General features: G+C 74.8%; 13 protein-coding genes and 1 pseudogene. 7 read left to right on the forward strand and 7 right to left on the reverse strand.

Going from position 1 to position 18,526, the window contains the following annotated elements; translation table 11 throughout:
- The first annotated feature begins 74 nt into the window (after nt 1–74).
- Both JK356_RS20485 and JK356_RS20490 read left to right on the forward strand, forming a co-directional pair.
- Nucleotides 75–789: pseudogene (locus JK356_RS20485) on the forward strand (endonuclease V).
- Between the two features lie 115 nt (nt 790–904).
- The gene (locus JK356_RS20490) at nt 905–2,032 is read left to right on the forward strand and encodes a serine hydrolase (RefSeq protein ID WP_201870162.1); all 1,128 of its coding nucleotides are present in this window, start codon (nt 905–907) and stop codon (nt 2,030–2,032) included.
- A gap of 4 nt (nt 2,033–2,036) precedes the next feature.
- Here the strand turns inward: JK356_RS20490 and JK356_RS20495 are convergent, their stop codons facing one another.
- The gene (locus JK356_RS20495; protein WP_201870163.1) at nt 2,037–3,119 is read right to left on the reverse strand and encodes an aminotransferase class V-fold PLP-dependent enzyme; all 1,083 of its coding nucleotides are present in this window, start codon (nt 3,117–3,119) and stop codon (nt 2,037–2,039) included.
- Between the two features lie 99 nt (nt 3,120–3,218).
- Between JK356_RS20495 and JK356_RS20500 the strand changes: the two genes are divergently transcribed.
- From JK356_RS20500 to JK356_RS20510, 3 genes are all read left to right on the forward strand, one after another.
- Nucleotides 3,219–4,385, forward strand: coding sequence for a CaiB/BaiF CoA-transferase family protein (locus JK356_RS20500; RefSeq protein WP_201870164.1), 1,167 nt, complete (start codon nt 3,219–3,221; stop codon nt 4,383–4,385).
- Nucleotides 4,382–5,596 (forward strand): acetyl-CoA C-acetyltransferase, encoded by a 1,215-nt coding sequence (locus tag JK356_RS20505; RefSeq protein WP_201870165.1) that lies wholly within the window; start codon nt 4,382–4,384, stop codon nt 5,594–5,596. The genes JK356_RS20500 and JK356_RS20505 overlap by 4 nt, the downstream gene beginning before the upstream one ends.
- An 81-nt stretch (nt 5,597–5,677) precedes the next feature.
- Entirely contained in the window at nt 5,678–7,852 is a 2,175-nt protein-coding gene (locus tag JK356_RS20510; RefSeq protein ID WP_201870166.1) for a 3-hydroxyacyl-CoA dehydrogenase NAD-binding domain-containing protein, read from the forward strand.
- Nucleotides 7,853–7,855: 3 nt separating this feature from the next.
- On the opposite strand, the gene JK356_RS20515 is transcribed toward JK356_RS20510, so the two are convergent.
- On the reverse strand, nt 7,856–8,284 hold the full coding sequence (locus JK356_RS20515) for an ATP-binding protein (RefSeq protein ID WP_307815804.1): 429 nt from the start codon (nt 8,282–8,284) through the stop codon (nt 7,856–7,858).
- A 227-nt stretch (nt 8,285–8,511) separates the two neighbouring features.
- Nucleotides 8,512–9,171, reverse strand: a complete 660-nt coding sequence (locus JK356_RS20520; protein WP_201870167.1) for a TetR/AcrR family transcriptional regulator — start codon at nt 9,169–9,171, stop codon at nt 8,512–8,514.
- Between the two features lie 142 nt (nt 9,172–9,313).
- On the opposite strand from JK356_RS20520, the gene JK356_RS20525 reads away from it, so the two are divergent.
- Nucleotides 9,314–11,689: a Tex family protein gene (locus JK356_RS20525; RefSeq protein WP_307815805.1), complete on the forward strand. Its 2,376-nt coding sequence runs from the start codon at nt 9,314–9,316 to the stop codon at nt 11,687–11,689.
- Between the two features lie 368 nt (nt 11,690–12,057).
- Nucleotides 12,058–13,662 carry an ABC-F family ATP-binding cassette domain-containing protein gene (locus JK356_RS20530; RefSeq protein WP_201870169.1) on the forward strand — a complete coding sequence of 535 codons (1,605 nt, stop codon included), beginning with the start codon at nt 12,058–12,060 and terminating at the stop codon, nt 13,660–13,662.
- 31 nt (nt 13,663–13,693) lie between these two features.
- On the opposite strand, the gene JK356_RS20535 is transcribed toward JK356_RS20530, so the two are convergent.
- The 4 genes from JK356_RS20535 to galE form a co-directional block, all read right to left on the reverse strand.
- Complete coding sequence (locus tag JK356_RS20535) at nt 13,694–15,460, reverse strand: ABC transporter ATP-binding protein (RefSeq protein WP_201870170.1); 1,767 nt, start codon at nt 15,458–15,460, stop codon at nt 13,694–13,696.
- Between the two features lie 314 nt (nt 15,461–15,774).
- The gene (idi, locus tag JK356_RS20540) at nt 15,775–16,347 is read right to left on the reverse strand and encodes an isopentenyl-diphosphate Delta-isomerase (protein ID WP_236671662.1); all 573 of its coding nucleotides are present in this window, start codon (nt 16,345–16,347) and stop codon (nt 15,775–15,777) included.
- Nucleotides 16,348–16,425: 78 nt separating this feature from the next.
- Nucleotides 16,426–17,358, reverse strand: coding sequence for a cation diffusion facilitator family transporter (locus JK356_RS20545; RefSeq protein ID WP_201870171.1), 933 nt, complete (start codon nt 17,356–17,358; stop codon nt 16,426–16,428).
- Between the two features lie 108 nt (nt 17,359–17,466).
- Nucleotides 17,467–18,480 (reverse strand): UDP-glucose 4-epimerase GalE, encoded by a 1,014-nt coding sequence (gene galE, locus JK356_RS20550; protein ID WP_201870172.1) that lies wholly within the window; start codon nt 18,478–18,480, stop codon nt 17,467–17,469.
- Nucleotides 18,481–18,526 lie beyond the last annotated feature (46 nt).

Raw genomic sequence — 18,526 nt, forward strand, 5'->3', positions numbered from 1 at the left:
TCGTCGCTGTTCGCGGTGTGCGTTCCCCGGGGGCGGGGCGGCGGCCCGCGCCAGCGGCGGTAGCGTGTCCGGCCGTGAGCCCCGCCGCCCCGGATCTCCCCGCCCCGTACCGCCACACCACCCCCGCCAGCGAGGCGGAGGCCGTGGAGCGGCAGCTGCGGCTGCGCGCTGCCGTCGTGCTCGACGGCTCCGGGCCGGCGCCCGGCGCCCGGCGCCCCGGTGGCCGGCGTGGACGTGGCCTACGACGACGGCCGGGGCCTGGTGGCGGCCGCGGCCGTCGCGCTGGACGCCGTCACGCTTGAGGTGACCGACCGCGCCACGGCCGTGGGGCCCGTGCCGTTCCCGTACGTGCCCGGGCTGGTGGCGTTCCGGGAGCTGCCCGCCGTCCTGGAGGCGCTGGGCCGGCTGCGGGCCACGCCGGACCTGGTCGTCTGCGACGGCTACGGCCTCGCCCACCCGCGCCGCTTCGGGCTGGCCTGCCACCTGGGTGTGGTCACCGGGCTGCCCACCCTCGGCGTCGCCAAGAACCCGCTCACCTTCCGCCACCCGCCGCTGCCGCCGCACCGGGGCGCCGCCGCGCCGCTCCTCGACGGCGGCGAGGAAGCCGGCCGCGCCCTGCGCACCCGCGAGGGCGTGAAGCCCGTCTATGTCTCCCCCGGCCACCGGATGACCCTCGGCCTGGCCTGCGCCCACACCCTCGCGCTCGCGCCGCGCTACCGGCTGCCGGAGACGACGCGCCTGGCCGACCGGCTGTGCCGCCAGGCGCTGCGCACGGCCCTCGCGCGCTGACCGGGCACCGGCCGGTGGCGCGGCGCTGGTTACGATCAACGCCAGACCGCGGGCCGCGCCCGCCGGAGACCGGGCCGGCCCGCTGGCATGGACGTGCACGGAGGGGAGAAACACCATGACCACACGCGAGGACGCCGCGGCCCGGACCGCCTGGCCGCCCCTCGACAAGGAGGCCGTCCGCGAGGCCCTCGCGTCCGCCGTGCGCGGCGAGGCCGTCGGCGCGCTGCTGCGGGTCAGCGGCGAGGACGGCCACTGGGAGGCCACGGCCGGCAGCGCCGGGCTGGACACGGACCGGCCGGTGGACGCCGGCGGGCACTTCCGCATCGGCAGCGTCACCAAGCCGCTTCTCGCCACGGTGACGCTCCAGCTGGTCCAGGAGGGGGCTCTCGGCCTCGATGACCCGGTGGGGCCGCTGCTGCCGGGCGTCCTGCCCGGGGACTACCCGCCGCTCACCGTCCGTCAGCTGCTCGGCCACACCAGCGGCGTGCCCAACTACCTGCCGCTCGTCCTCACCGCGGAGAAACCGCTGGCCGCCCAGCGCGACCGGACCTGGACGGTCCAGGAGCTGCTGGACGTCGCCTTCCGGCAGCCGCGCCCCTTCGAGCCCGGCGCCGGCTTCGGCTACTCGAACACCAACTACCTGCTGCTGTGCCTGCTGATCCGCCGCCTGACCGGCCGGGACTGGCACGAGGAGGTCGCGCGCCGCGTCACCGGCCCGCTGGGCATGGCCGCCACCCGCGAGCCCGGCACCAACCCGCACCTGCCGTCGCCCCACGCCCGCGGCTACACCCGCACGGACGGCGAGCTGGTGGACATCACCGAGATCAACCCGTCCGTCTACCACGGTGCCGGCTCGATGATCTCCACGGCCCGCGACCTGGACATCTTCCTGGACGCCCTGCTGGCCGGGCGGCTGGTGCGGCCGCCGCTGCTGGAGCAGATGCTCACCCCGGGCGCCGGCACCGTCGCCGAACTGCCCGTCTTCGGCTACGGGCTGGGCACGCAGCGGCTCGACCTGAGCGGCGAGGGCAGCGGGCCGTACGTCTACGGCAGCGGCGGCGGTCTCCAGGGCTACATCACGCTGATGTTCGGCACGCGCGACGGGCGGCGGCGCCTGGTGGCCAGCCTCACCCTGGCCACCGACAACGAACTCAGCCCGCTGCCCACGCTGATGCGCCTGGCCCGCGCCGTCTTCCTCGGCGCCGAGGCCGCCGGCCAGCAGCCCGGCCCGGTACCCAGCTAGGCGGTCACCGGCGGGGGCCGGCGTCCCGCAGCGCCGCGAGGCAGCGGTCCACGTCGGCCTCCGTGTTGTGCAAGTAGAACGACACGCGCAGATCGCCCGCCCGGGCCGAGACGATGATGCCCGCCGCCGCCAGGGCCCCGGCGGCGGCACCGAGGCCGGGCACGGCGACGATGGGGGAGCGCACGGTGGCCGGCCGGTGGCCCAGGCCGGCCAGCCCGGCGCGGAACCGGTCGGCCAGGGCGAGCCCGTGTTCCCCGGCCGCGCGCGGGCCCAGCTCCTCGAGCAGCGCCAGCGAGCGGGCCGCGGCCTGGTACGGCAGGAACGCCGGGCTCTGGTCGAACCGCCGCGCGTCGCCGGGCAGGTCACGCAGCACGCCGTAGAGGTCCGCATCAGTGGCGCGCCCGGCCATCATCCCGGCGTACAGCGGCGCCAGGCCGCCGCCGTCCTCGGGCACCGTCAGGAACGCGACGCCGCGCGGGCACAGCAGCCACTTGTACGCGGCGCAGACGGTGAAGTCGAAGTCGGCGGCCCGCAGCGGCAGCCAGCCGGCCGCCTGGCTGGTGTCGACCATCGTGCGCGCCCCGTGGCGGCGCGCCGCGTCGCGGATCGCCGCCAGGTCGGCCACCCGCCCGTCGCGCGACTGCACCGCGCTGACGGCGACCAGCGCGGTGTCCTCGCGTATCTCGTCGGCCAGTGCTGCTAGCGGCACGGCGCGCGGCCGCAGCCCGGGGCGGTGCGCGAAGGGGGAGACGGTCGAGACGAACTCCTCCTCGGCGAACAGGACTTCCGCACCGTCCGGCAGCGATGCCGCGATCAGCGCCACGTGCAGCGAGGCGCCGCCCCCGATGGCCACGCGCCCCGGCGCCACCCCCATCAGGCGCGCGAAGGCGGCCCGGGAGTCCTCGATGTCGCGGAACGCCGCGGCGGAGTCGAACTGCCCGTCAGCGGCCTGCGCGGCGGCGTGGCGCAGCGCCCGGGCGCTGCGGGCCGGCAGCAGGCAGTGCGACGCGGTGTTCAGGTACGTGGTAGCCGTGGCGGGGTACTCCTCGGCCAGGAGCGTGCGCGGGGATGTCAGCGGGGATGTCATGCGCCGAGTCTCACCACCAGACGACCGCTTGTGAAAGGTGAAACACGTTCTTATCATCGCGGGTGAGACGGCACCGGCGGCGGCATGCCTGGGGGCCCCATGACAGCGACGACGCGACCCGCGCCCTGCCCGCTCGCCGGCGTGCGCGTGCTGGAGCTGGCCGGAATCGGCCCGGGCCCGTTCGCCGCGATGCTGCTGGGAGACCTGTGCGCCGACGTGGTCCGCGTGGACCGCCCCGGCGGCTCCTGGCCCGGCCTGGACCCAGCCCGCGATCTGACCAACCGCGCCAAGCGTTCCGTCCTGCTCGACCTCAAGTCCCCTGACGGACAGGAACTGGCCCTTGGCCTGGCCGAGCGGGCCGACGTGCTCATCGAGGGCTTCCGGCCCGGCGTCGCCGAGCGTCTCGGCGTCGGCCCCGGCCCGTGCCTGGCACGCAACCCCGCGCTGGTGTACGGCCGGATGACGGGCTGGGGCCAGGACGGGCCGCTCGCGCGCACCGCCGGGCACGATCTGACCTACCTGGCCCTGACCGGCGCCCTGCACCTGACCGGCCCCGCCCACGGCCCGCCGACGGCCCCCGCCAACCTGCTGGGCGACTATGCGGGCGGCGCGCTGTACCTGGTCGCCGGCGTGCTCGCCGCGCTGCTGCACGCCCGCGCCACCGGCACCGGCCAGGTCGTGGACGCCGCGATCGTCGACGGCGTCGCCCACCTGACGACCGCGCTGCACGGGCTGCTGGCCGCCGGCCTGTGGCGGGACGCGCGCGAGGCCAACCTCCTGGACGGCGGCGCCCCGTTCTACGGCGTCTACGCCACCTCGGACGGCGGCTGCATGGCCGTGGGCGCCCTGGAACCCGCCTTCTACGACGAGTTCACCCGCCTGCTGGGCCTGACCGGTGACCTGCCCGACCGCGACGACCCGGCCAGCTGGCCGCGGCTGCGCGCCCTGGTGGCCGGCCGCTTCGCCCGCCGCACCCGGGCCGAGTGGGAGCGCGTCTTCGCCGGCTCCGACGCCTGCGTGGCGCCCGTGCTGTCGCTGCGTGAGGCCCCGGACCACCCGCACCTCGCCGCGCGGGGAACGTTCACCGTGCGCGACGGCGTCCGGCAGCCCGCGCCCGCGCCCCGGTTCTCCGCCACCCCCGCCGGCTCCGGCCGCGGACCCGCACGCCCCGGCGCCGACGCGGCGGACGTCGCCCGCGACTGGGACCTTCCCGGCCTGGCCGCCCCGCCGGCCCCGGCCGCCCCACCCGTGAGGAGAGGCACATGACCACGGAAGCGTACGTGTACGAGGCGATCCGCACGCCGCGCGGGCGCGGCAAGCCCGGCGGAGCGCTGCACACCACCAAGCCGATCGACCTCGTCACCGGCCTGATGCGTGAGCTGCTGCGCCGGCTTCCCGGTCTGGACCCGGCCGCGATCGACGACGTGGTGCTCGGCGTCGTCAGCCCGCACCGCGACCAGGGCTCCGACCTCGCCAAGATCGCGGCCCTCGCCGCCGGGCTGCCCGAGACCGTCGCCGGAGTCCAGGAAAACCGCTTCTGCGCCTCGGGGCTGGAGGCCGTCAACCTGGCCGCCGCCAAGATCCGCGCAGGCTGGGACGACCTGGTGCTCGCCGGGGGAGTGGAGTCCATGTCGCGGGTGCCGATCGGCTCCGACGGCGGCCCGTGGGCCATGGACCCGCGGACCAGCCTGGACATCGGCTACGTCCCGCAGGGCATCGGCGCCGACCTGATCGCCACCCTGGAAGGGCTGAGCCGCCGCGACGTCGACGAGTACGCCGCGCTCTCCCAGGAGCGTGCCGCCCGGGCCTGGAAGGAGGGCCGCTTCGACCGCTCCGTGGTGCCCGTCACCGACCGGTCCGGGCTGACCGTGCTCGACCGGGACGAGCACCTGCGGCCCGGTACCACCGCCGACAGCCTGGCCGCCCTCAAGCCCGCCTTCGCCGCGATCGGCGAGCAGGGCGGCTTCGATGCCGTGGCGCTCCAGAAGTACCACTGGCTGGAGCGGATCAACCACGTGCACCACGCGGGCAACTCCTCCGGCATCGTGGACGGCGCCGCCCTCGTCGCCGTCGGCAGCGGCGAGACGGGCGAGCGCTACGGGCTGACCCCGCGCGCCCGGATCGTCTCGGCCGCCGTCACCGGCTCCGAGCCGACCATCATGCTCACCGGCCCCGCCCCCGCCACCCGCAAGGCACTGGCCCGGGCGGGCATGAGCATCGAGGACATCGACCTGGTCGAGATCAACGAGGCGTTCGCCGCCGTCGTGCTCCGCTTCGTGCGGGAGATGGGCCTGGACCTGAAGAAGGTCAACGTCAACGGGGGCGCCATCGCCATGGGCCATCCGCTCGGCGCGACCGGCGCGATGATCCTCGGCACCCTCATCGACGAACTCGAGCGCCGCGGCCTGCGGTACGGCCTGGCCACCCTGTGCGTCGGCGGCGGCATGGGCGTCGCCACCATCGTCGAGCGGGTCTGACCCCGCGTCATCGGTTCGTTCCGGTTCCTTCCCCGTTCATTTCCGTTCCGCCTCCCGTCATCCCCCCATCGGAGCCCGCACATGCCCCACACCCCGCCCGCCGCCCTTACCTGGCACCGTGACGACGACGGCCTCGTCACCCTCACCTGCGACGGGCCCGCCTGGACGCGGCCCGATGCCCCGGCCGCCGGCTCCGGCATCGCCGCCGCCCTCGCCGACGCCGCCGACCGCCTCGCGGCCGGAGCCGGCGACGGAACGGTGCGCGGCGCCGTGCTCCGCGTGCCCGGCGCCCGGTTCCACGCGGCGGCGGGGCTGGACGAGGTGCTGGCGGACGGTCCCGGCCGCGCCGACCGCTTCCTCGCCGCCTCCCGCCGCGTTCACCGCGCCCTGCGCCGCCTGGAGACGCTGGGCCTGCCCGTGGTCGCCGTCGTCACCGGGCCCGCACACGACGGCGGCCTCGAACTCGCCCTCGCCTGCCACCACCGCATCGCCGTCGACCGGCCCGGCGTGACCCTCGGCCTGCCCGGCGTCACCCTGGGGCTCACGCCCTCCGGCGGCGGCGTCGTGCGCACCGTCCGGCTGCTCGGCGTCGCCAGCGCCCTCAACGACGTGCTGCTCCCCGGCACCCGCCACCGGCCCGGCGAGGCCGCGCGCCTTGGGCTGGTGGACGCCACCGCCCCCACCGAGGAGGACGCCCTCGCCCTCGCCCGGGACTTCATCGACGGCCACCGCGACGCCGTCCAGCCCTGGGACGCGCCCGGCTACCGGATTCCCGGGGGCACCCCCGCCGACCCGGAACTGGCCGCCGCGCTGCCCTCGTTTCCCGCCCTGCTGCGTGCCCGCACCGGCGGCGCCCCCGCGCCCGCGCCCCAGGCGCTGCTCGCCGCCGCCGTCGAGTGCTCCCAGGTCGGTGTGGAGGCCGCCGCCGACGTCGAGGCCCGCTACGCCGCCGAGGTCGCCACCGGCCGCATCGCGGCCAACCTGACGCGCGCCTTCCACGTGGACATCCCCCGCGCCCGGGAGGGCGTCAGCCGCCCCGCCGGGCCGGAGCACGTGCCCGCCAGCGTCGCCGTGCTGGGCGCCGGGATGATGGGCGCCGGCATCGCCGCGGCCTGCGCCAGCGCCGGGCTCCGGGTCGTGCTCACGGACGTCAGCGAGGAAGCCGCCCGGCGCGGCCTGGAGCGCGTCGCCGCAACGTTCGACCGCGCCGTCGCGCGCGGCCGCCTCACGGCCGGGGAACGGCGCGAGGCGCTGGCGCGCGTCACCCCGGCCGCGCGCCTGGCCGACGCGGCGGGCTGCGAGGCGGTGATCGAGGCCGTCACCGAGGATCTCGCCCTCAAACAGGAGGTGTTCGCCGAGGTGCAGCACGTGGCGGCGCCCGGCGCCCTGCTCGCCACCAACACCTCGACGCTGCCGGTCTCCACCATCGCCGGGAGCGTCGGCCGCCCGGAAGACCTGCTGGGCCTGCACTTCTTCTCGCCCGTGGACCGGATGCCGCTGGTCGAGATCGTCCGGGGCCGCCGCACCAGTGACGCCACGCTGGCCCGCGGCATCGACCTCGTCCGCCGGCTGCGCAAGACGCCCGTCGTCGTCCGCGACGCCCGCGGCTTCTTCACCTCCGCCGTCATCGGCCGCCGGCTGGACGAGGGCGTGGCCATGCTCGCGGAGGGCATCGCGCCCGCGTCGGTCGAACAGGCGGCCCGGCAGGCCGGGTATCCCACGGGTGTCCTGGCGCTGCTCGACGAGATCTCGCTCACCCTCGTGCAGCGGATCAGGGCCGAGGCCCGCGCCGGGGCCGAGGCCGCCGGCCGCGCCTGGCAGCCGCACCCCGCCGAGGCCGTACTCGACCGCATGACGGGGGAGTTCAAACGTCCGGGCCGGGCAGCCGGCGCGGGCTTCTACGACTACGACGCCGACGGCCGCCGCACCGGCCTGTGGCCCGGCCTGCGCGAGCACTTCGGCCGGGACGGCGCCGGTGACGTGCCGCTGCGGGACCTCACCGAGCGGCTGCTGTTCGCCGAGACCCTCCAGGCGCTGCGCCTGCTCGCGGACGGCGTCGTCGCCTCCCGTGCGGATGCCACGGCGGGCGCGCTGCTGGGCCTCAGTTTCCCCGCCTGGACCGGCGGCCCCGTCCAGTACGCCGAGAACTACGAGGGCGGCCTGCCCGGCTTCGCCGCCCGCGCCGAGGAGCTGGCCGCGCGTTACGGCGAACGGTTCGCTCCGCCGCCGTCCCTCCTCAGCGGCGCCCCGGCGTGAGGCTCACCCGGCGTAGCCGGTGGGGCGGCCGCTGACCCGCACCCACACCCGCTTGCCGCCGGGCGTCCGCTCGTAGCCGAGGTCGTCGGCCATCTCCCGCAGCAGCCACAGCCCGCGCCCCTCCTCGGCCGTCCAGTCGGGCAGCGTGATCCGCGGCAGCACCGGCGAGGTGTCGTGAACGGCGACCTCCACGGCGTCACCGTCGAGCGTCAGTTCCAGCACGCAGCGCGGGTCGGGCACATGGCGCGCGACGTTCGACAGCAGCTCGGTGACGCCGTGGAGCACCACCTCGACCACGCGCGGCGGCTGGTTCCACTCGCGCATCGCGGCCGAGGCGAGCCGCCGGAAACGCGCCAGATCTTCCTTGCGTACCGTCAGCGTCCAGCTGCGACACAGCCGGTGCGGGTCGGCCTCCTGGCCGGTGAGCGTCACGGTCCCTCCGGGGCTTCCACGGTGCGTCATGGCTTGGGCGCGCTGCGTCATGCCCTGCACCTTGCCCGCAACTCCCGGCAATCCGCAAGGAATTCAGCTGCGCCCGTGCTGTTCATATCACTCGATGGAGTGGTGAAGGTGACGGGCCGTCAGTGCAACGGTGCTGGTCCGGCAGACTTGAGCGGCCCCGCGGCGCCACCCGCGGCGGAACGGGGGCGCACCGGTGCTCATTCCGCGCCCCGGCCGGACGCGGAGGCACGGCCACCGGTCCGCCACCGGCCGAGCACCGCCGACGGCATCAGGTCCATCAGGTCGTCGGCCGTGTCCTGGAGCGTCTGCGGGCTGCCGTCCTGCCGCTCCTCCCAGGCGAACGCGGCCGACAGCGCCGCCGCATTGAACGCCCCCGCCAGCAGCGTCGGCCGGGGATCGCCGGGCTCGGTTCCCTCCCGCGCCGCCAGCACGGACGCCAGCCGGTGCTGCTCCGTCACCGCGTACCGCAGGAACGCCGCGAGCACCTCCGGCTCGGAGCAGATCAGCCGCAGCGCCGGCAGATAGACGTCCGGATGCCGCGCCGACATGGCCGTCACCACGTCGCGCCCCGCCTCCCGCAGCGCCCGCAGCGGCTCCTCGCGGGGCGGCCGCCGCTCCAGCTCGGCCAGGAACAGCGCGCCGGCCTCCCTGACCGGCAGCAGTACCAGCTCCTCCTTGCTGGCGAAGTAGCGGAAGAACGTGCGCTGAGACACCTCGGCCCGCCGCGCGATGTCCGACACGGTGGTGGCCGCGTAGCCGCGCTCCTTGAAGAGGTCCAGTCCGCACCGCAGCAACGCCCGCCGTGTCTGTGCCTTCTTGTGCTCCCTCAACCCGAACGGCTCCGGGCAGACTCCCATGTGCGCATCGTACGGCCGCCGCCGCGAAGTGACCCCCGGCCGTCACGAACCGACCGCGCGTCCCTGCCTCCGGAGCGCGGCGGCCGCCTGCCAGAATGCACAGCGCGGCGCAGGGCGCGCCGGGAAAGCGGGAGCGTTGATCGTGACACAGACCGTCGCAGACCGGTCGATCGAGGCCAGGATCGCCGGGGAACTCGGCGTACAGCAGGGGCAGGTGGCGGCGGCCGTCGGGCTGCTCGATGGCGGCGCGACGGTCCCCTTCATCGCCCGTTACCGCAAGGAAGCCACCGGCGGGCTCGATGACGCCGCGCTGCGCACCCTGCAGGAGCGGCTGCGGTACCTGCGCGAGCTGGAGGAGCGGCGGGAGGCCGTGCTGGCGTCCATCCGCGAGCAGGGCAAGCTCGACGACGAGCTGGAGGCGAAGATCCGCGCCGCCGAGACCAAGGCGCGCCTGGAGGACATCTACCTTCCCTACAAGCCCAAGCGGCGCACCAAGGCCCAGATTGCCCGCGAGGCGGGCCTGGAGCCGCTGGCGGACGCGCTGCTCGCCGACCCCAGCGTGCCGCCGGCCGAGGCCGCGGCCGCGTACACCGACCCGGAGAAGGGGGTTGCGACCGCCGACGCCGCGCTCCAGGGCGCGCGCGCCATCCTCACCGAGCGGTTCGCCGAGGACGCCGACCTGCTGGGCGAGCTGCGCGAGCGGATGTGGACCACGGGCCGCCTGGTCGCGAAGGTCCGGGAGGGCAAAGAGGAAGCGGGCGCGAAGTACGCCGACTACTTCGACGTTGCCGAGCCGTTCACCCGCGTGCCCTCGCACCGCGTGCTCGCCATGCTCCGGGGCGAGAAGGAGGAGATCCTGGAGCTGACCCTCGACCCGTCGGGTGACGACGGCGCCGGCGACACCGGGCCCACACCGTACGAGCGGATGATCGCCCGCCGCTTCGGCATCGCCGACCGGGGCAGGCCGGGCGACGCGTGGCTGGCGGAGACCGTCCGCTGGGCATGGCGCACCCGGATTCTCGTCCACCTCTCCATCGACCTGCGCACCCGGCTGCGCACCGCGGCCGAGGACGAGGCCGTCGCCGTCTTCGCGGCCAACCTGCGGGACCTGCTGCTCGCCGCACCCGCCGGGTCGCGGGCCACCATGGGCCTCGACCCGGGCCTGCGCACCGGGGTGAAGGTGGCCGTCGTGGACGCCACCGGCAAGGTCGCCGCCACCGCCACCGTCTACCCGCACGCCCCGCAGCGCCGCTGGGACGAGGCGCTCGCCACCCTCGGCGCTCTCGCCCGGGAGCACCGGGTGGAGCTGATCGCCATCGGCAACGGCACCGCCTCGCGTGAGACCGACAAGCTGGCGGGCGACCTGATCGCGGCGCACCCGGAACTGAAGCTGACCAAGGTCATGGTGTCCGAGGCGGGGGCCTCGGTGTACTCCGCGTCCGCCTACGCCGGGCAGGAACTCCCCGGCCTGGACGTCTCGCTGCGCGGCGCGGTGTCGATCGCCAGGCGGCTGCAGGACCCGCTGGCGGAGCTGGTCAAGATCGACCCGCGCTCCATCGGCGTCGGCCAGTACCAGCACGACGTCTCTGAGGTGAAGCTGTCCCGCTCGCTCGACGCCGTCGTGGAGGACTGCGTCAACGGCGTCGGCGTGGACGTGAACACCGCTTCCGTGCCGCTGCTGGCCCGCGTCTCGGGTATCGGCGGCACGCTGGCCGAGAACATCGTCGCCTACCGCGACGCCCACGGGCCGTTCCGCAGCCGGGCGGCGCTGAAGGAGGTGCCGCGGCTGGGCCCGAAGGCGTTCGAGCAGTGCGCGGGCTTCCTGCGGATCCGCGGCGGCGACGACCCGCTGGACGCTTCGGCCGTGCATCCCGAGGCGTACCCGGTGGCGCGGCGCATCGCCGCCTCGGCCGGCACGGACGTGCCCTCCCTGATCGGCAATGCCCGGGTGCTGCGCGCGCTGCGGCCGGAGGACTTCACCGACGAGGACTTCGGCCTGCCGACCGTCACGGACATCCTCAGGGAGCTGGAGAAGCCGGGCCGTGACCCGCGGCCGGCGTTTCAGACGGCGCGGTTCAAGGAGGGTGTGGAGACCCTCGGCGACCTGAAGCCGGGCATGGTCCTGGAGGGGGTGGTGTCGAACGTGGCGGCCTTCGGGGCGTTCGTCGACATCGGCGTGCACCAGGACGGGCTCGTCCACGTCTCGGCGATGTCCAAGCGGTTCGTCAGCGATCCGCGCGAGGTGGTCAAGCCGGGCGACATCGTCACGGTGAAGGTGCTCGACGTGGACGTGCCGCGCAAGCGGATCTCGCTGACGCTGCGGCTGGACGACGAGGCGGAGCCCGGCGGCGGCCGGCAGCAGCGCGGGCGCGGCGGCGCGCCCCGCCAGCGCGACCGGCGCGGCGGCGGGGCGCGCCGCCCGCAGCCCCCGGCCAACTCCGCCATGGCCGACGCGCTGCGCCGCGCCGGCCTCGTCGGTTCCCAGGACGGCGCCGGCTCCCGCGACCGCCGCCGCTAGGCCGCGCCGCCGCCGGTGCCCGGAGCGCGGCCCGGGCACCGGCGGCCCTGGCGGCCGGCTGGGCAGGGCCGGGAAAAGCCTTTGCCGGGCCCGTCGCGGGCGGCCTACACTCACCGGTGGCCTGTTGTCACCCGAAGGAGCGCCGTTGCACAGCTGAGGTCTGCGGACACCGCGAGCCAGCCGGTACCGCGCGTCACGACGTGTGGGGTGCTGGGCTGCCCGCACGCATGACCTCGCCGCCGCACGGCCCCGCACGGGCGCGGCCCGCTCCTTCGCCGAGCGCCCGCCGCTTGCACGCCTCCGGCATCCGGCCCGGTGTTCCGCTTCCGCGTCAGTGACCCGCCCGGACACACCGCGAAGAGGCCGCCATGCCACCCGCTATCCACATCTCCTGCACCAATCTGTCGTTCTCCTGGCCCGACGGCACCCCCGTCTTCGACGGCTTCGACCTGGCCGTCGGCCCCGGCCGCACCGGCCTGATCGGGCTCAACGGCACCGGCAAGTCCACGCTGCTGCGGCTCATCGCCGGGGAGCTGACGCCCGCCTCGGGCACCGTGCGGGTCGCGGGCGAGGTCGGCTACCTGCCGCAGAACCTGACGCTGGACACGTCCAGGACCGTCGCCGAGGTGCTCGGTATCGACCGCCGCCGCGCCGCCCTGCACGCGATCGAGTCCGGCGAGGCCAGCGAGGAGCACTTCACCGTGCTCGGGGACGACTGGGACATCGAGGAGCGCAGCCGCGCCCTGCTCGCCCAGCTGGGGCTGGGCGCCCTGGACCTGGACGACACGGCCGGCCGGATGTCGGGCGGGGAGACCGTCCTGCTGGGCCTGGCGGCGCAGCTGCTGCGCCGCCCGTCCGTGCTGCTGCTGGACGAGCCGACCAACAACCTCGACCTGCACGCCCGGCAGCGGCTGTACGGCACCGTCCGCGACTACCGGGGCGTCATGGTCATCGTCAGCCACGACCGCGAGCTGCTGGAGCACGTCGATCAGATCGCCGACCTCCGCGAGGGCACGGTGCGGTGGTTCGGCGGCACGCTGTCCGCGTACGAGGAGGCCCTCGCCGTCGAGCAGGAGGCCGCCGCCCGCATGGTGCGCGCCGCCGAGGCGGACGTGCGGCGGCAGAAGCGGGAACTGATCCAGGCCCACGACAAGCTGGCCGGGCGGGCGCGCTCCGCGCAGAAGGCCTTCGAGAACAAGCGCGAGCCGCGCGCGGTGATGCGCGCGCGCAAGCGCACCGCGCAGGTTTCCGCGGGCAAGCTGCTGGGCGTCCACGGCGACCGGCTGGTCCAGGCGCAGGAGCGCCTGGAGGAAGCGGAGAGCGCGGTGCGGGACGACGACGTGATCCGCGTGGACCTGCCGCACACCGCGGTCCCGCCGCGCCGCCGGGTGCTGACGGTGCGGCAGCTGGCGCTGCGGCACGGCGTCACCGCCGACCTGGACGTCCAGGGGCCGGAGCGGATCGCGCTGACGGGCCGCAACGGCGCGGGCAAGACCACGCTGCTGTCGCTGGTCGCGGGCCAGGCCGAGCCCCGGGCCGGCACGGTGGAGGTCCACGTGCCGCTGCGGTACCTGCCGCAGCGGCTGGACATCCTGGATGGCTCGCTGAGCGTGCTGGACAACGTCAGGCGCCTGGCGCCCGGCGCCAGCCCGCAGGAGGTGCGGGCCCGGCTGGCCCGGTTCCTGTTCCGCAAGGAGCGCCCGGCGCAGCTGGCCGGCACGCTCTCGGGCGGCGAGCGCTTCCGCGCCTCGCTGGCGGCCCTGCTGCTGGCCGAGCCGGCCCCGCAGCTGCTGCTGCTCGACGAGCCGACCAACAATCTGGACCTCAGCAGCGTCCGGCAGCTGACCAGCGCGCTGGAGTCCTACCAGGGGGCGCTGATCGTGGCCAGCCACGATATGCCGTTCCTGCGGGGCATCGGGATCACGCGGTGGCTGCGGCTGGACGGGGAGCTGACCGAGACCGGGCCGATGTGACGGCCGGGGCGGCGGGCGGCGGCCGGGCGCGTCAGGACAGCTGGCTGGACTGGAGCTTGGCGTACAGGCCGCCGCGCCGCAGCAGTTCGGCGTGGCCGCCGATCTCCCGGATCTGCCCCTGGTCCATGACGACGATGCGGTCCGCGCCCCGGACCGTCGACAGGCGGTGCGCGACGACGAACACGGTCCTGCCGCGCATCAGGCGCTCCATCGCCTCCTGCACCAGGGCCTCGGAGCGGGTGTCCAGCGCCGATGTCGCCTCGTCCAGCACGAGGATGCGGGGGTCGCGGATGAGGGCGCGGGCGATGGCGATGCGCTGGCGCTGGCCGCCGGAGAGGCGGGCGCCGCGCTCGCCGACGATGGTGTCGAGGCCGCTGGGGAGCCGGTCGACGAAGTCGAGGGCGTTGGCGCCGGAGAGCGCCTCACGCACCAGATCCTCGTCGATCTCGTTCATGCCGTAGGCGACGTTTTCCCTGATGCTGCCCTCGAAGAGCACGGACTCCTGCGGCACCACGGACAGGAAGCGGCGGTAGCTGCGCAGGTCGAGGGTGGCCATGTCGGTGCCGTCGAGCAGGATGCGCCCTTCGCAGGGGCGGATGAAGCCGATGAGGAGGTTGAGGATGGTCGACTTGCCGGCGCCGGAGGCACCGACGAGCGCGATGGTCTCGCCCGGCGGCACCGCCAGGCTGAAGCCGCTGACGGCGGCGGGGCCGTCCTCGTCGTAACGGAAGGTCACGTTCTCGAAGTCGATACGGCCCTTGACGGCGGTGACCTCGGTCTTGCCCGCGTTGACCTCCAGGTCGGGGTCCTGGAGCACCTCGCCGAGCGACCGGACCGACTCCAGCCCTTTGCTGATGATGGGGGTCAGGCTCATCAGCATGGTCATCGAGCTGGTGAGCGTGGTGAAGAACGTGCTGAGCATGACGACGTCGCCTGGGGTGATCGGCAGCCAGGCGTAGTACGCGATCACTGCGGCGCCGGCCAGGAAACCGATGCCCAGGGCCTGGAGCGTGATCCATGCCAGCGCGTTGAAATGCCCGTTGAGCAGGTCCAGCCGTATGCCGGCGGAGAGCACCTTCCGCAGCGAGCCGTCGACGCGGCCGATAGCGGTGCGCTCCAGGCCGTGGGCGCGGGTCACCGGGATGAGGCTGGTCATCTCGCCGACGCGCGTGGACAGCTGCTCCACCTGGCGGCGGAACTGCTCGTTGCGGCTGCGGAGCCGGTGGCGCAGGTGGCTCACCAGCAGCGAGGCCGCGGGGACCACGACGAGGAAGACAGGCAGCGCCTCCGGCACCCGCAGGCCGACGACCGCGAGCCCGCCCGCCAGGGTGATGATCGCGGCGAGGCCGTTGTCCGCGCTCTGCTGCAGGGACGTCTCGATGTTCTCAACGTCGCGGATGACCTTGGTCTGCAGGGCGCTGGCGCTGGTGCGGGAGTGGTAGCCGATGGACAGCTCCTGCATGCGGCGGCACAGCGCGGACCGCAGGCCGGTCCCCGTGCGGCGGATGCTGCCGTGCATGCACCGGACGTACAGCAGGTGCGTGGGGTAGTTCAGCATCAGCACCACGAGCAGCACCAGGGTGTTCACGGCCAGCTCGGAGATCGGGCGGCGCTCGACCACGATGTCGATGATGTTCGCGGTGACGAGCGGGAGCAGCCAGACCGGACTGTGCTTGACGACGAACGCCAGCACGGCGATCACGAGCCGGAGGCGTTCTTCCCTGAAGAGGCAGGCGAGCGTCCGCACGGGGTGTTCGCCCTGGTATTGGTGGTCCAGGGGACCTCGCGGCAGAGCCATGGCGACAGTACTCCAGCGTCCAGGGGGATCGGTCGGGATGACCTTGCCCTCGAAGCCACTCGAACACTCGCCGAAATGTGGATGAGACGGGGACTCTGCCCTTTTCCTTCTAGTTCAGGGCAATTGGTATACATGGTGATAGTAGTCATGTAGGGAAGGCGCGTCCGGAAAGGCCGGCGCACCTCTGCCCACTAGTGAAATCCCGCCTCACGCGTCCCAGCGCGCCGGACCGGGCCCCTTACTGACGGCGCGGGCGCCCTCCGGTCCGCTCGGCCGTTCGCAACCATGCGCCCGTCCGCACGGGTGAGCGGGCCTCACCAGCCGGCGGCCGCTCCCGTCAGCTCGCGGATCACCGGCCGGGCCGCCTCGAGCACCGTGCCGAACCACACCGAGAAGGTCTCCTCGCCGCGCAGCTTGTCCAGCGTCTGCGGGGTCACGAACGCCGTCTCCGCCACCTCCGCCGGGTCCGGCCGCACCGCCGGCGCCACCAGACCCGCGAAGAGGTGGTTGTACTCGTGCTCCACCAGGCCGGACGCCGGGTCCGGGTGGTGGTAGGTCACCGTTCCCGCCTCGCGCAGCAGCCGCGGCGCCACGCCCAGCTCCTCGGCGGTCCGCCGCGTGGCCGCCAGGAACGGCGGCTCGTCGGGGTACGGGTGGCCGCAGCAGGTGTTCGACCACACGCCGGGGGAGTGGTACTTCTCACGTGAGCGGCGCTGGAGCAGCAGCCGCCCCTCCGCGTCGAACAGGAAGACCGAGAAGGCCCGGTGCAGCCGCCCGGGCGGCTGGTGGGCCGACAGCTTCTCCGCGGTGCCGACGGTCGCTCCGTCGTCCCCGACCAGTTCCAGCATGATCGGCGGGGTCTCGGTGCGGTCGGTGCTGCGGCTCATGTACCTCAGGTCTTTCTCGGGGAGGGGCCAGTCGCCCGGCGCCTCGGGGCGGGACTCTCCCAGTGTGCCGCACGATGATCAGTGACACGGCCGCGGCTCGTGGGCCGCGTGGCCCGCGGGCTCCAGCTGGAACGTGCAGTGCGTCACGTCGAAATGCTTCCCGAGGCAGCCCTGAAGCTGGCGGAGCATCCGCTGCTGCCCCGCTTCGTCCAGCGCCTCCCGGCCCACCACCACGTGGGCCGACACCACCGGCATCCCCGACGTGATGGTCCATACGTGGAGATCGTGCAGATCCTCCACGCCCGGCATGCGCAGGATGTGCTCACGAACGCGCCGGACCTCCACATTTCTCGGCGCCGCCTCCAGCAGCACGTCCAGCGCCTCGCGCGCCAGCCGCACCGTCCTGGGCACGATCAGCAGGGCAATCACCAGCGACGCCACCGGATCGGCGCCCTGCCAGCCCGTCGTCATGATCACCAGCGCCGCCACCACCACGGCCAGCGAGCCCAGCGCGTCCGCCGCCACCTCCAGGAACGCCCCGCGCACGTTCAGGCTCTCGCGCTGCCCGCGCCGCAGCAGCCACAGCGACGCGCCGTTCAGCGCCAGGCCCACGGCGCCGAAGAGCACCGTCGTCCCGCCCGGCACGGCCGCGGGCTCCCGCAGCCGCGCCACCGCCTCCAGCAGGATGTAGCCGCCCACCCCGAGCAGCAGCAGGCAGTTCAGCAGCGCCGCCAGGATCTCCGCCCGCGCCAAGCCGAACGTGCGGCGGTCGCTCGCCGGGCGGTTCGCGATCCGGATCGCCAGCAGGGCGACGCCGATGCCCACGGCGTCCGTCGCCACATGCCCGGCGTCGGCCAGCAGCGCCAGTGACCCAGTCAGCAGCGCCCCCGCCAGCTCGGCCACCAGCAGCGCACAGGCGATCAGCAGTGCGGCCCGCAGCCGCCCCCGGTGCGCGGCTCCCGCCGTGCCCCCGGACGCGGCGGACACGCCGTGGTCATGACCCGCCCCCATCGTTCACCGCCTCCCGCTCGCGCTTACCGGCCCCCTCAAGTGAACTACGGGAGGGGGGTATAAGCAACGCGGCACTGGAAACGGTTGTCACTGTCCTGACCTGCGGATTCACCCCTCGCGCCGCTCGCCGCGGACCCCTTTCGGGTGCCGGCGGCGCCATCCCTCCCACGCCGAGGCCACCATGCCGCGCACGTCCCCGCGCGCCGTGAAGCCCAGCACCTCGCGCGCCCGGTCCACCGAGGCCACCACCCGCGGCGGGTCACCCGGCCGCCGCGGCGCGATATGCGGCGCCGGCTCGCGGATCCCCGTGACCTCCGCCACCAGCCCGGCCAGCTCCCGGACCGAGACGCCCCGGCCAGTGCCGACGTTCACCGTCAGCGGCCCCGCGTCCGCGCCCGGCCCCGCCAGCCACCGCGCCGCCGCCACGTGCGCGTCGGCCAGGTCCGTGACGTCCACGTAGTCGCGCACGCACGTCCCGTCGGGCGTCGGGTAGTCGTCCCCGAAGATCAGCGGCGGTTCGCCGCGCGCCAGCCGCTCGAAGAACAGCGGGAGCACGTTGGCCGCGCCGGTGTCGGCCAGCTCCGGCGCCGCCGCCCCCGCCACGTTGAAGTACCGCAGGCAGGCCGTGGCGATGCCGTGCGCCTCGCCCGCCGCGCGCACCAGCCACTCGCCCGCCAGCTTCGTCTCGCCGTACGGGCTCACCGGCCGGCACGGGGTGTCCTCGGTGACCACGCCGTCTCCGGGGCCCTCCGGGATGCCGTACACCGCCGCCGAGGACGAGAAGACCAGCCGCCGCACCCCGGCCGCGACGGCCGCCTCCAGCAGCACCGTCAGGCCGTGCACGTTGACCCGGTAATAGCCCAGCGGGTCGGCCACCGACTCCGCCACCTGCTTGCGCGCGGCCAGATGCACGACGCCCGTCACACCGTGCGCCGCGGTCACCTCGTCCAGCAGCGGCCGGTCCAGCACCGAGCCGCGCACCAGCGGCACGCCCGCCGGCAGCCGCGCCGGCAGCCCGGCCGACAGGTCGTCCAGCACCACCACGCGCTCGCCCGCCGCGGTCATCGCGCGGACGACGTGGGCGCCTATATACCCGGCACCGCCGGTGATCAGCCACGTCATGGCGGCAGCGTAACCCCGCCCGCCCCGCCGCTCTCGCGTGGTCACC

Origin of the sequence: Streptomyces sp. 7-21 (assembly GCF_016741785.1) — a bacterium.
Classification (GTDB): Bacteria; Actinomycetota; Actinomycetes; order Streptomycetales; family Streptomycetaceae; genus Streptomyces.